General features: G+C 41.3%; 13 protein-coding genes. All 13 read right to left on the bottom strand.

Annotated elements, in window-relative coordinates; all coding sequences use genetic code 11:
* Window positions 1-21: 21 nt before the first annotated feature.
* The 13 genes from FEZ08_RS04595 to FEZ08_RS04655 all read right to left on the bottom strand — a co-directional run bounded on the left by FEZ08_RS04595 (window position 22) and on the right by FEZ08_RS04655 (window position 12,543).
* Window positions 22-1,257, bottom strand: coding sequence for a site-specific DNA-methyltransferase (locus FEZ08_RS04595; protein WP_138190537.1), 1,236 nt, complete (start codon window positions 1,255-1,257; stop codon window positions 22-24).
* Window positions 1,247-2,410 (bottom strand): methionine adenosyltransferase, encoded by a 1,164-nt coding sequence (gene metK / locus FEZ08_RS04600; RefSeq protein ID WP_138190538.1) that lies wholly within the window; start codon window positions 2,408-2,410, stop codon window positions 1,247-1,249. The genes FEZ08_RS04595 and metK overlap by 11 nt, the downstream gene beginning before the upstream one ends.
* 1 nt (window position 2,411) lies before the next feature.
* On the bottom strand, window positions 2,412-2,951 hold the full coding sequence (locus FEZ08_RS04605) for a P27 family phage terminase small subunit (protein ID WP_138190539.1): 540 nt from the start codon (window positions 2,949-2,951) through the stop codon (window positions 2,412-2,414).
* Between the two features lie 118 nt (window positions 2,952-3,069).
* On the bottom strand, window positions 3,070-3,429 hold the full coding sequence (locus FEZ08_RS12620) for an HNH endonuclease (RefSeq protein ID WP_138190540.1): 360 nt from the start codon (window positions 3,427-3,429) through the stop codon (window positions 3,070-3,072).
* A 118-nt stretch (window positions 3,430-3,547) separates the two neighbouring features.
* Window positions 3,548-4,000: a DUF1492 domain-containing protein gene (locus FEZ08_RS04615; protein ID WP_138190541.1), complete on the bottom strand. Its 453-nt coding sequence runs from the start codon at window positions 3,998-4,000 to the stop codon at window positions 3,548-3,550.
* Window positions 3,997-4,221, bottom strand: coding sequence for a hypothetical protein (locus FEZ08_RS04620; protein ID WP_003762701.1), 225 nt, complete (start codon window positions 4,219-4,221; stop codon window positions 3,997-3,999). The genes FEZ08_RS04615 and FEZ08_RS04620 overlap by 4 nt, the downstream gene beginning before the upstream one ends.
* Entirely contained in the window at window positions 4,218-5,570 is a 1,353-nt protein-coding gene (locus FEZ08_RS04625) for a DEAD/DEAH box helicase (protein WP_138190542.1), read from the bottom strand. Before FEZ08_RS04625 ends, FEZ08_RS04620 begins: the two co-directional genes overlap by 4 nt.
* On the bottom strand, window positions 5,551-5,832 hold the full coding sequence (locus tag FEZ08_RS04630) for a VRR-NUC domain-containing protein (RefSeq protein WP_073110220.1): 282 nt from the start codon (window positions 5,830-5,832) through the stop codon (window positions 5,551-5,553). Before FEZ08_RS04630 ends, FEZ08_RS04625 begins: the two co-directional genes overlap by 20 nt.
* A 224-nt stretch (window positions 5,833-6,056) precedes the next feature.
* Window positions 6,057-8,414 carry a virulence-associated E family protein gene (locus FEZ08_RS04635; RefSeq protein WP_138190543.1) on the bottom strand — a complete coding sequence of 786 codons (2,358 nt, stop codon included), beginning with the start codon at window positions 8,412-8,414 and terminating at the stop codon, window positions 6,057-6,059.
* Window positions 8,411-8,845 (bottom strand): DUF7768 domain-containing protein, encoded by a 435-nt coding sequence (locus FEZ08_RS04640; protein ID WP_138190544.1) that lies wholly within the window; start codon window positions 8,843-8,845, stop codon window positions 8,411-8,413. The genes FEZ08_RS04635 and FEZ08_RS04640 overlap by 4 nt, the downstream gene beginning before the upstream one ends.
* Window position 8,846: 1 nt before the next feature.
* Window positions 8,847-9,629, bottom strand: a complete 783-nt coding sequence (locus FEZ08_RS04645) for a phage antirepressor (RefSeq protein ID WP_138190545.1) — start codon at window positions 9,627-9,629, stop codon at window positions 8,847-8,849.
* A gap of 63 nt (window positions 9,630-9,692) precedes the next feature.
* The gene (locus tag FEZ08_RS04650) at window positions 9,693-10,235 is read right to left on the bottom strand and encodes an RNA polymerase sigma factor (protein WP_138190546.1); all 543 of its coding nucleotides are present in this window, start codon (window positions 10,233-10,235) and stop codon (window positions 9,693-9,695) included.
* Window positions 10,236-10,629: 394 nt separating this feature from the next.
* The gene (locus FEZ08_RS04655; RefSeq protein WP_138190547.1) at window positions 10,630-12,543 is read right to left on the bottom strand and encodes a hypothetical protein; all 1,914 of its coding nucleotides are present in this window, start codon (window positions 12,541-12,543) and stop codon (window positions 10,630-10,632) included.
* Between the last annotated feature and the right edge of the window lies 1 nt (window position 12,544).

The following is a 12,544-nucleotide window of genomic DNA, read 5'->3' on the forward strand; positions in this document are numbered from 1 at the left end:
GGGAAACTTTACTAGTATTCCTTATTCATTGGTTTCCACCAATTCATCATATTTATAACTTAGTCCATCCCTTTGAACACTGACTTCTTTAGAAGTTCCAACCTGCTCAATGTAGCGTTTAATAATGACATCACAAAACTTCTCATCTAGTTCCACGGTGTAGCAGATGCGTTCTGATTGCTCACAGGCAATTAGGGTACTACCACTTCCGCCAAATGGGTCAAGCACAATGGTGTTACTCATAGAGGAGTTCAAAATCGGATAGGCGAGCAGAGGGATAGGTTTCATCGTAGGATGGTCTCCATTTCTCTTCTGCTTATCAAATTCCCAGATGGTGGTTTCTTTCCTGCCCGTATACCACTGATGCTTGCCTTTCTTTTTCCAGCCAAACAGCACTGGTTCATGCTGCCATTGATAAGGAGAACGACCCAGCACAAGGGAGTCCTTTTTCCATATACAACAGCCGGACAAATAAAAACCGGCATCCGAGAAGGCTTTTCTAAAATTAAACCCTTCGGTGTCGGCATGGAATACGTAGATGGAGGCATCGTCTGCCAGAACTTCTTCGATATTGATAAAGGCATCTAAGAGGAACTGGTAGAAGGCATCATTTGCCATATGGTCATTTTTGATTTTCCCTGCAGCACCTTCATAATTCACATTGTAGGGAGGATCTGTTACGCACAAGTTTGCCTTCTTTTTATTCATCAGCACATCATAGGTTTCTTTCTTGGTAGAATCACCACAGATAAGCCTGTGTCTGCCAAGCGTCCATATGTCACCAAGCTTGCTGATGGCAGGCTTTTTTAGTTCTGTCTCCACATCAAAGTCATCATCGTGGATCCCCTCTTTCAGCGTGTCTTTAAATAAGTCATCCAGTTCTTTAGGGTCAAATCCAGTTAGGGAAACATCAAAATCTACACCTTGTAAATCTGAAATTAAAAGGGCCAATTTATCCTTGTCCCAATCACCGCTGATTTTATTGAGCGCGATGTTGAGTGCTTTTTCTTTTTCTTCGTCCATTTCAATGATGACACACTCAACTTCTGTGATGCCCATATCCATGAGAACCTTCAGTCTTTGATGCCCACCAACAACATGGCCGGTCACCTTATTCCAGATAACCGGCTCTACATAACCAAATTGTTCAATGGATCGTTTTAATTTATCGTATTCTGCATCTCCTGGTTTCAAATCTTTACGAGGATTGTATGTTGCAGGGATGAGGTCTTTTGTGTTCTTCTTTTCAATCAACATATTTATTTACCGCCTCCCTTAGTTCTGTATAGCAATCTAGAAATTCCCACGTGCTTAAGCCATATCTGAAATGGCCGTAAGTAGCTGTATCTGCATAAATAACATCCGTCAGCTTTAGCTTTTCGATAATGGCTGCAGGTCTTAAATTGAATACATCTAATACAGCACGGCAAAGGATACTTTCTTCCACCGTGCCTGTTCCAAAGGTATCAATCTCAAGAGCAACAGGATCTGCTTTTCCAATTGCATAGGAAATCGCTACCTGGCATCGCTTAGCAAAGCCACATCGAACAATATTCTTTGCAATCGCCCTTGCCATGTAGGCACCACTACGGTCAACTTTTGTCGGGTCTTTGCCTGAAAACGCACCGCCACCATGAGCAGCTAATCCGCCATAGGTATCAACCATGATTTTTCTTCCCGTAAGACCAGTATCAGCTGCTGGTCCTCCTTCAACAAATCGTCCACTAGGATTAATGAGGATCTCAGTCTCATCGTCAAATGGATATTTTTCAAAGACTGGCCACAGCACCTGAGCAATGACTTCATTTCTTAAAACATCTAAATCTTTATCTGCACTGTGTTGAACGGAAACTACAATGGTCTTAATTCGTTTTGGTTTGTCACCTTCATATTCCACCGTCACTTGAGCCTTACCATCTGGGCCAATGTCTTTGATTACGCCATTCTTCATCACCTTATCCAGCTTTTCGCAAATGGCATGGGATAAGACTAAGGGGAGAGGTAGTTTCTCACTAGTTTCATTGGTGGCATAGCCATAAACGGTGCCTTGGTCACCCGCTCCTAACATGGAATACCATGACGTATCACCCTCACGAGATTCCAAGGCCCTATCTACACCACCTGCGATATCTTTACTTTGTTGATGGACATAGACAAAGACTAAAAATTTTCTAGGCTTGTAGCCCACATCTGTAAGAACACGGCGGACAACACCTCTAATGTCAATTCTCTTTGAGCAGGTAATCTCACCGGCAACAATGATGTGTCCTTTGGTTGCCATCACCTCGCAAGCAACACGAGAAGATTTATCTTTTCTTAAACATGCATCTAAAAGGCTATCTGAAATAAGGTCACATAGTTTATCGGGATGACCTTTACATACACTTTCACACGTTCTATATTTATTCATTTTATTTTCCTTTCCGAGCAGATAATAACCGCTCCATCAAATCATCTTGTGGACTTCTGCCTCCAAACTCCACAGAGCAGTTTTCCTTCACAATTTGGTAAATCTGATACCAGCACTGATTGACCTGTTTCATGTATTCACGACTCATCGCAACATAAGGTGATGCGATGGCAGCTGAAGTGGTTGGATGCTTTGCAAGAAAGCCATATTCTGAAATACACTCTTCACACTGAATCCAACGAGAAACACTCATGGCATACTGCTCGATTAGCTGGTTGTTTACTAACATTTCGCAGCCACGATCCTTTAGCCACTTGTAAGTTTCGATATAAATATCTTCTGCACAGAGGTCTTTGCCATTTTTCTGAGTAGCCTTTAAATAATCTTTTACTGGAGGAACATCCGTGCCTTCCATTTCTGCTGGCTCCGGCAGTACTTGAACCCCGTTTAATCTGCCATCAGCAATTTTGTCGGTTAGAGCCTTTGATTTTCTTCCAGCACCAACACGCTGACCGCCTCTTGCTGTACCGTCTTTCGCCATGTTTTCACCCCACTTTCCTAAAAGTCTTTAATACCCCCTTTGATTTCTGATTTTTACACGCGAAGCCCCAGGCCGTTGTCCGCCATAAGAGGTCTAGAGATTTGACCTCCCCCTTGGCTCACCTGCGAATCTGTCGATCACCGAGTTCTAAATGAATCTTGTTATGACAGGATTTACATAAGGACATCAAATTGTTTCTATCGTGTGTACCACCTTGAGAAACAGGGAGGATGTGATGCACTTCATCGGTGGGAGTTAGTCTTCCGTCCTCTTTACACATCTCACACAGGGGATGTTCCTGTGCATACCGGTCTCGGATTCTTTTCCAGGCTCTACCATACTTTTTATTAATATCCTTTGACCGTTGGTATTTGTCATAGCGTCTACGTTCAACGACTCGATGCTCTTCACAGTACTGACCATCCGTTAAGTTGGGACATCCTGGACTGCTACATGGTCGCTTAGGTTTGCTTGGCATTGCTTCACCTCTCTTTCTGAGCATAGAAAAAGCCCTGCAGGGTATGACCCACAAGGCTTAGTAAGTATTCTATCTTGCTGATTATAATGTAACATAAAGATGAGGTGCTTATCTCTGCTCAAAAGTGCTCATTGCTGTTCAACATTTGAATAACAATTGGATTTTCAGGTACGACAACGTGATTTAAGGCATTGCCATGCCATCTGCGAATGGTACTCTTATCAGCATTCAGCTCATCACCGATTTGCTCCCAGGTAAAGTTATGGACGTAGCGGTAACGTAACACCATGCGTTCATCGATATCCGTTACTTTATTAATCACATCTCGAATCTCTGCTTTAAGTGCTACAAGATGATCTACCTCATCATTAATCTTGATTTGTAGTTCTTCAATTCGCTCAAGGTATCTGACAAACAAAGCATCGGTATGCCGCCCCTTCTGTATTCTCTCACCCCAACAAGGGGAGGAAACACTGGTCGATAACTCCCTTAGCCTTTCCATTTCCTCAATGTTTGATTGGATTCGTTTGTCTAGCCTGTAGGCTTGGTGTAAATATTCTTTTGCTTTCATTTCTCGCTCACCTCCGCTTGTAGCTTTTTGATTAGGACATTCCCATCAACAGAGGTAAGTTCTCTATACCAATCAGAGTGGAAGAACCTCTCCACCTCGTTTTTCATATCTTGTGCCGGTCCATAACGCGGACGTTTCTTTAATTTCTTTAAGGCATCTCTATAATCCTTAACAGCCATCAAAATAATGGCATTGGCTAAATCTTGATAAGGCTCTGTCATCGCATCACCTCTAAATTCGCCTTTACCGCATCAATCAAGGCATCTTGAGTTTTCTCCTTTTTTGTGAGTGCAAGCAGCACGTCTTCATCGATGGTGTTTTTGGTGATGATGTGGTGGACAATAACTGTATCCTTTTGACCCTGCCTATAAAGTCTTGCATTAGTTTGTTGATACAGCTCTAGTGACCAAGTCAGACCAAACCAGATAAGCGTTGAACCACCGCTTTGAAGATTAAGACCATGACCTGCACTGGCTGGATGAATAACAGCAATGGGGATCTTGCCATCATTCCAATCCTCAATATCCTTCGATGACTGAATTTGCCTGACCGGAAATCTATCTTTAATTCGCTCTAAATCATGCTTATACCAATAAGCAACAAGTACCGGTTTCCCATTAGCTCCTTCGATTAAATCTTCCAAGGCATCTAGCTTTTTTTCATGAATCACATGGGCCTTATTCCCGCTATCGTATACAGCACCATTTGCCATCTGTAGCAGTTTCCCAGAAAGGACGGCTGCATTAACCGCATCAATTTCTTCATCGCCTAAGTTAGCCACCATTTCTTCCTTAAATTCCGAATAAACCTTCCACTCCTTATCACTTAAAGTAACGAACACCTCATTGCTGACGTATTCAGGCATTTTGAGATAATCGGTAGATTTCATAGAAATGGTGATGTCTGATATTTGTTTGTAGATTTCCTCTTCTGCACCTGGCAGTGGTTTATAAGAAAATACAATCTGTGCGTTTCGCTTATCTGGCTTAAAATAGGTATTTCGGTAATGGCTAATGTAGCGTCCTAGCCTTTGACCCAAATCAAGAATGCGAAACTCTGCCCATAAATCCATCAATCCATTACTGGAGGGAGTTCCGGTAAGACCGACAATTCTTTTTACAGAGGGTCTTACTTTAAGTAGACTCTTAAACCGCTTTGCGCCATAAGACTTAAAGGATGACAATTCATCAATGACCACCATATCAAAATGAAAAGGAATACCACTTTTATGAACCAGCCAATCTACGTTCTCACGGTTGATGATGTATAGCGTTGATTGTTTCTTGAGGGCATCGATTCTTTCTTTTTCCGTTCCCACTGCCACTGAATAAGAGAGTCCTTTTAGATGATCCCACTTTTTGATTTCGGCAGGCCATGTATCTCTTGCTACTCTTAAAGGCGCAATCACTAACACCTTGCAAACGAGGAAACTATCCAAACACAAATCAAAGATGGCGGATAAGGTAATCACACTTTTACCTAAACCCATTTCAAGAAATACAGCCGATATGGGATGGGATAAAATGAATTCAGTGGCATAACTTTGGTATTCATGTGGCTTGTATTTCACTAAGTATCCCTCCAATCTGTTCTATATCATCAAGGCAATAGACTAGAAAGCCTAATGCCTCTAATTGCTTCTTTCTTTTATTTTGTAAAGGTCGCATCTTTTTCCCTGTCGCCTTACATTCGACAAAGGCGATTCTTCCCATGGGAAGTAACACGATGCGGTCGGGCATTCCATCTATTCCAGGACTCACAAATTTCGGGGCAATGCCTCCCATGCTTTTTACTGTCGCTACCAGTTTTTGTTCTATATATTTTTCTTGCATAAATGACCTCCAACAATTCATCAGGAACAACAAGCACAACTTTTAACGTTTTTTCCTATACGCGCGCATACATACGCTCACGATGCTTTACTACTACTATTTATTAATTTATTACTAAGTAGTAAAACTCTTGTTCCACTCATTCAAGTAAAGCCAGAACATCGGTAATGACTGGGTTTTTAAGAGAACAAGCATAAGGAACAACTAAAGAACAAGGAACGACCTTACTCATTCTTCTCGTAACAACGTTGCCTACCGTAAAGGGGAAAATTACTTGTTCCGTTCTTGTTCCCTTGGTACTTGTTCCACCCATTAATCTTTTTCATAATGCCTGCAATGGCATAGGAGTCTGCAGGTTTCATGGCGGAGGCATCCCTTCCAAAGCATTCGCACCAAATTTCCATATTGCAAACAAGCGTACGTTCTACCGTGCCAACACGGGATTCCCCACCAAATTCACTACCGTTTAGGTAGTTTCTTCGCTCGTATAAGGACAGGGCATTCCAGTCATCGGGTAAAAGCGTATCGAGGTAAGTGCGAACAAGCCCTTCTCGCTCATCACTCTCCATGGCATCTGCCTGCTCATTCGTTGCCAACTCTACATCACTGCCTTCTAAATAGAGCTTTTCACCTTTGGCATAAAGCACCAAAGTTTCTGCCCAAATCTGCTCTACATCGTATACGGACATCTGCCATGCTTTTCTTTTGCCGTCACCGCTAATGCGCACAGGCCAGAATCTTCGGTTACCCGTGATGTCTCGCAAAAATCCACTTTCTGCATTGGTAGAGCCGACAATGATACATTGACGAGGATGGCTTTCCACATTCACCCCATAACTGGCACGGTATTTATCATCGGATCTTGAGATAAAGGATTTCACAACTTCCACATCGGTTTTTCGCATGCCGGCTAGTTCGCCCAGTTCTAAAATCCAGTACCCTTGAAGTTTCTCAGGACCTGCTTTATCCTTCATATCCGTGAGCGTCAAACTATCGGAAAACCAATCACCTGCAAGCTTTGCAAAAAAGGTAGACTTACCGATGCCTTGTGGACCATTTAGAATTAAAACGCTGTCGAATTTCGTACCAGGATGAACAATTCTAGCGACTGCTGCCACCATCATTTTTCTAGTAACGGCTCTGGTATAGGAATTATCTGTTGCATTGAAGTAATCAATCAGTAAGGTCTCAACGCGATCGGTTCCATCCCACTCTGGTAGATGATCCAGGTATTCTTTTATAGGATGATAGGAACGCTCTGCTGCGACTGCTAGTATGGCGTCCTTTGTTTTGGTTGGGGAGTAGATGCCATATTTATTAGACAGATAAACTTTAAGGGCTGCATTATCTGAATCATTCCAGCCGCCCTTCATCTGTTCCCAAGGCAGTCCGTCTCTAGCATCGATTCCATCACGGTGCTTATTAAAAGCAATGGATTCCAGTTCTGAATCGTTGCGGATGATGAGAACGATATTATCCAAGGTATCTTTAATCTTTCCTTGCTTATCCAGTTCAAGGGCTGTCTGCCAATTATCCTCCGTAAAATCAATCGTAGCCTGTTCCATCCGCTCTTTCGTAAACTGGGCTTTTACTTTATCGTCTTGGGTGGCAAATTCGCACATGTTGATAAAGGATGGGAGTTTGCTTGGAGGTGTGCTTTCTGTCGCTCGATCATCTAAATGACCAAATCGATGGATGCGAACAAGGTCAAAAGCATTAAGCAGCCTCCCACTTGCAGGATCTGTTGCGTGGTGAGAATAGGCAAACTTATCATCATAGAGGATAACCCCTGCACTGGAGTCAGCCGGGATATAATCATATCGACCAACCATTACTGAAGGTTCGTATATATCCTTTAAGAACGTATCGATTGCAGTGCTTACTGAGTAGCTACGACAAAAAGTACCGATAACTCCCTCTTTTGAAAGTGGATCGGCTTGTTCCTTTAATGAGCGATCAAGTACTTCTGACTGCCTAGAGGATACGGGCCAAGTACTGGTGTCTCGCCAATCATCGTATTTATTTAGAAATACATCAGGATCAAGGAGAGAACCATCTTTTTCCTCATACACAAAAATGCCGTTTCTTGAAGTAGACGGCCAATACATTAATCGTTCTGGTTCATAGGTCGTATCATCAAAAAGGTCGATGCCGATTTCTTTTGCGACCATGCGACTAACGGCTGCATACTCCTCCTCTCCAACATCACGGAAGAGAGGAATAATCAGCCTTAGTCTTGGATTTTCTGGAGTATGCTTATGAGTAGAATAAATACAACACTGATAAGGGAAGAAGGTAGAGATTTCTTCCCAGATAGTACTTGTGCCATAATCCATATCAAGGGTGAGCATGGAGCGTGATAGAACATTCCCTTTTTTACGTCTGCCATCTTTTAAATGACCGCCAACAAAACCGCCGACATCTTTAATGGAGTCCTGACCACCTTTTCTCATTTTTCGATATTCTTCTACGGTTTCAGTAGTACGCTGCGTGGTCTTAACACGAGAGCAGAAGGCCTCCCAGCTGATGTCTGTGTTTTTCCACTTTTTATCCATTCGGCTATTGCCGTATGCTATCTTCATAGAGACTCTACCTCCTCAAAATCTTTATTAAAGTATCTAACCGGCTGTCTGCGCTTCTTTGCTTTTTCAATTTCAATACTCATGCCTCTTGAGATCACATCACCTAGAACCCAGACCTCTTGGCATTTGCCCATCAGGATAATATCCATAAAAATAGCGAGCTCACGTTCTTTCTCATTGCTGTCATCCATAAACTGTGGAAATAAAAGGTGAGGAGCAAGCGGAATATTGCCCTTATCTAAAGCAAAACGGCAAAATGATCGTGTGCGCTTATTGTTGTTTTCTATATCGCCACTAAAGGGAGAGCAAATATAGACAAGGGGCTTAAAGGCAGCTTTTGCTGCTGCCTTTTCCTCACGAGTGATATTGCTAAGTGCTTTATGAGGAGTTGGGTCATGATACCCTTCTGCGTTGTTCATATTGATTCCCATATCACACCTCCATCTCAATCTGCGGATAAATACTATCCGCCTTTAGCTGTTCATAGATAAAGAGTCTGCCTTTTTGTGTCCACTTGGTATGCACTTTCGTATGCTTTATACCTTTGCTATCTTCGTAAATGTGAGTGTTGGTTTTGGTATATCCATTGGGAGCATACTTTTGATAAAGAAGCCAAATATCACCTTGCTTAAACTGAATGCCTTTTTCATGGAGGTATTCGTTCATGCGCATGGCACTCCAGCCATAATCTTTGGCAATCACAGAAATATTGACTGCATCCCTGCATTTAAGAACCACATCATAGTAAGTAGCCTTGGGTTTCATCTCAGCAATTTGTTGCTGACCAATAGCAACGGCCGCCATCAACTCCTTGTTCTTTTCACGCTCTTCTTTTAATGCAGTAAATGCAGCAATGGCCAGGTCAGGATTTGCGATTAAATCATCCGTAGCATAGAGTCCGTGTTTACGAATAGCAGGGAGTACTTCGTTTGTCACCCATCGCTTAAATTTTTTAGCATTTGGCATCTTGCTTGAGAGGATGAGACTGTACAGACCAGATTCGTTAATAGCAGTCATCGTTTGATTTCTTCCGATGGCGTCACGAATCGTTACGTCATCCTTGTCCTCTTCATCAACATGATCAATTAAAGCTTTGCGAGTATTTGCATAACCAAGAATGCTTGCTACATCCTTTCCTACAAAATAAGGTTGACCACCAATCGTTGTAGTACGTACAGAGCCGAACTCTGCTTTTTTGTAAACTTGTAATTCCATTCGAATTACCTCCTTATAATTTTTGGAGGTCTTGACCTCCTACCTAGTAGCCTTGGGAGAAGGTCAAATCTGACGGTTTTTATATTCTTGTTCTAATTTCTTTGTTGCCCGCTTTAATTTCTGAGTAATGTTGTTTTCATTTACTCCGATGGAACTGGCATATTCTCGAATCGACATACCGTCAATGCGTACTGCAATGAACATATCTGCCCAATCCTGCTTTTTGCCAAGAGCGGTGCGTATCCATGAGCAGATAGATTCGTACTCATTTTGGAGACTCCGTTCTATCTCCTGAGAGTTGTCAGCGAAAGTATCCATGACATCTATTTCAACTTCATCATCTTTTCGATAAGGTGTCTTGGGATTACCAAGATGCCTATGGTAGCGACGCCAATGGTTATATTCCTTGTTGTTCATGAGGTCGAACATTTCTTGTAGAGTCTCGCAGCGTTTCACCTCCGCTTTCTTTTCAGGCTTTGCCTCTGCAAGACGTTGCTCATAGTCGATATCAAGCATGACGCTGTAATCTCCGTCTGGAATTTCAATTGTGGTGTAGTTCTTGTGACCGTTTTTGATGTTGTCTTCATATAAAACTCGTATTTTCATTTTGCATTCCTTTCCGTCCCAGTAATGGGTAGCGGAATGCAAAAGAGCCTGCGGATAAGATGACCACAAACTTCGCTTGTCCTAAAAAAGAGCGCACGAAATTACGGTGGGTGCATCTTCATTCCAAACACAGTCTCTATCACTGTGTTCTGAACTCTCTATGCATCCCGCCGTCCTAATGCGCATCTCGGACTTTGAGACTGGTTTAATAGAAGTTTTCAGCTTCTATTAACATCATAATTTGAAACAAGATTTACTTCGCAGAACTGCGAGTTCCGGTTTTTGGGCGTAAAAAAAAAGGCTTTACAACCATTATTGGTCATAAAGCCTTGCAATTACGTAATCAAAACCAGAAGTAAGAGTTCCGATTTTAGTCTAAATATTTTTTACTTTTTTATAAATCCTTGCCCCACGTTTTATAGCCCATTTCTCTTAACTTTTCATTACATAAATCTAGTGTTTCCATATAGTGATGTTCGATGAGAAATTGACCAAAGTAACCTTCTTCTGTTAATGGATAATCATTGCGTGATTTCTTAATGAGATCGTTACTGAATTTGGGATGTAGGTGAAGCCCAATACAAATGGCACAGACAGTTTCATAACTTACATTTTTTTCTTCTTTACGAAGGTCTTGAATATATCGATCACTTAATCCTGTTCTAAGCGCTAACTCAAGATTAGTCATCTTTGTACCATCTTCTTTTTTAAGACGCTTCATATGGGCATCCAGAGTCCCTGAAAAAGACATCGGTAGTGATCGTAATATTCCTGTAATCCGTTCTCCTTCTTTTTTTAGTTTTTTCAATTCTATTGCACGCTGTACTACGTCTTGATTATCTTCATCTTCAATGTAAGTACATTCACAATAAGAAGATGCATCTATATCTCTGCAAAGGGAACATTGGGTATAATAGGCATCGCCTTGTGTTTTTGCTATTTTAAATTTTTGCTTAAACTTAATACAACATTCATCGACATGCTGTCTAGCATAAGATGTTAGGGTGCATTTCCCATCTGCAGATTTTTCTACGTATTTTTCATCATTAATACAGTACATATAATCAACATAAATAAAGTCGCCTTTCTCAAGGTTAGCTTTAAAGCTGATATCAAAATTTGCCTCATAACAGGCATTTCTTATGTCGATGATATAACTTTCATCCTTATTGAGAGCAGTTGCCTTAAATGAAAAACTAGGTAAATAGGTGCCGTTTAGATAATTCCAAACCCCTTGTGCCTGCGAAAAGCCAAGTTCGATGGCGCGGAGTTTTGCTGCAAACTTTGAAACTGCAAAAAAATCTGCCAACTCTTCGATTGCCTCTTCCATAATATCTGAATCAGATCTCTCTGAATTTTCAATATGTAGACGTAGCAATATTTCTTTTAGTTTTTTTCTTGTCGTGTTTGCAGGTAGTAGAATGCGAGGAGTCAAAGCATTAGCTTGCCATTCCATCCACTGAAGCGCACCTTCAATCCCATTATTCTTAAGCCCTCTTTGCTCAGTAATCCCACATGTTAAAGAAGTCAGATCACTATTTAACAACTTCTGCATTTCAAAAAACTTATCATGACGGTCCCAATGCACACATTCGTGTACAACTGTATTATTACGAGATCCAATATTCCGCATGAAGAAAATGTTCGGATTTAAAAGGATTGTTCCTGGCTCAACGGTCTGTTTTACTACTTCATATTCCTCGTTGAATATATCAACTGTTGATTCTGCAAAATAAGTTTTGCCAAATATATTATCTGGGAGCGGGGCCTCATAAAGCACTAGTCCCATATTAAACATGAGTTCATCGAGGGGAATAGGCATAGGTTCATTTAGCGCTTGTCTACAGTATTTGTAAAGAAATTTTTCCGCTTCCTTTTCTAAGTCCTCTGAATAAAGGTAAGGAATCAAATATTTAGATAATGTTGTATTCTTATCAAACTTATCGGCGAAATAGTCATCAACATCCGTAATGGTAACCATATTAAGACCATCACTTAAATAACCAGTAAAAGAGACCGTGTACCAAGGGCTTTTTATATCAGCATCATAATCTCTCTTTCCCATTCCTTTTAGGATAACATCTGCCTCAACTGCTGCGTTGAAAATAATCCTGCTTCCATCTGTAGAGTGGAAAGAGACAGTTTTTATATGTATATCCTCCACCTGAAAGTAAGAAGGATCTAAAACTGTATACGAATAAAACCCGTTATTCCGGCCTCTTTTAAATATGAGGCCGGTGATAGCGCGGTGAATATCATTATAATATTTGTCTTCAAGATACTTTTCAAACGATGCATATTGTTTCATA

It is taken from the genome of Culicoidibacter larvae, from assembly GCF_005771635.1.
GTDB classification, from domain to species: Bacteria; Bacillota_I; Bacilli_A; order Culicoidibacterales; family Culicoidibacteraceae; genus Culicoidibacter; species Culicoidibacter larvae.

Excerpts from the sequence above, each read along its gene's own strand:
- FEZ08_RS12620 (WP_138190540.1), bottom strand. The coding sequence starts at position 3,429 with ATGCCAAGCAAACCTAAGCGACCATGTAGCAGTCCAGGATGTCCCAAC.
- FEZ08_RS04620 (WP_003762701.1), bottom strand. The coding sequence starts at position 4,221 with ATGACAGAGCCTTATCAAGATTTAGCCAATGCCATTATTTTGATGGCT.
- FEZ08_RS04645 (WP_138190545.1), bottom strand. The coding sequence starts at position 9,629 with ATGGAATTACAAGTTTACAAAAAAGCAGAGTTCGGCTCTGTACGTACT.
- FEZ08_RS04650 (WP_138190546.1), bottom strand. The coding sequence starts at position 10,235 with ATGAAAATACGAGTTTTATATGAAGACAACATCAAAAACGGTCACAAG.
- FEZ08_RS04630 (WP_073110220.1), bottom strand. The coding sequence starts at position 5,832 with ATGCAAGAAAAATATATAGAACAAAAACTGGTAGCGACAGTAAAAAGC.
- FEZ08_RS04655 (WP_138190547.1), bottom strand. The coding sequence starts at position 12,543 with ATGAAACAATATGCATCGTTTGAAAAGTATCTTGAAGACAAATATTAT.
- FEZ08_RS04635 (WP_138190543.1), bottom strand. The coding sequence starts at position 8,414 with ATGAAGATAGCATACGGCAATAGCCGAATGGATAAAAAGTGGAAAAAC.
- FEZ08_RS04605 (WP_138190539.1), bottom strand. The coding sequence starts at position 2,951 with ATGGCGAAAGACGGTACAGCAAGAGGCGGTCAGCGTGTTGGTGCTGGA.
- FEZ08_RS04615 (WP_138190541.1), bottom strand. The coding sequence starts at position 4,000 with ATGAAAGCAAAAGAATATTTACACCAAGCCTACAGGCTAGACAAACGA.
- metK (WP_138190538.1), bottom strand. The coding sequence starts at position 2,410 with ATGAATAAATATAGAACGTGTGAAAGTGTATGTAAAGGTCATCCCGAT.
- FEZ08_RS04595 (WP_138190537.1), bottom strand. The coding sequence starts at position 1,257 with ATGTTGATTGAAAAGAAGAACACAAAAGACCTCATCCCTGCAACATAC.
- FEZ08_RS04640 (WP_138190544.1), bottom strand. The coding sequence starts at position 8,845 with ATGGGAATCAATATGAACAACGCAGAAGGGTATCATGACCCAACTCCT.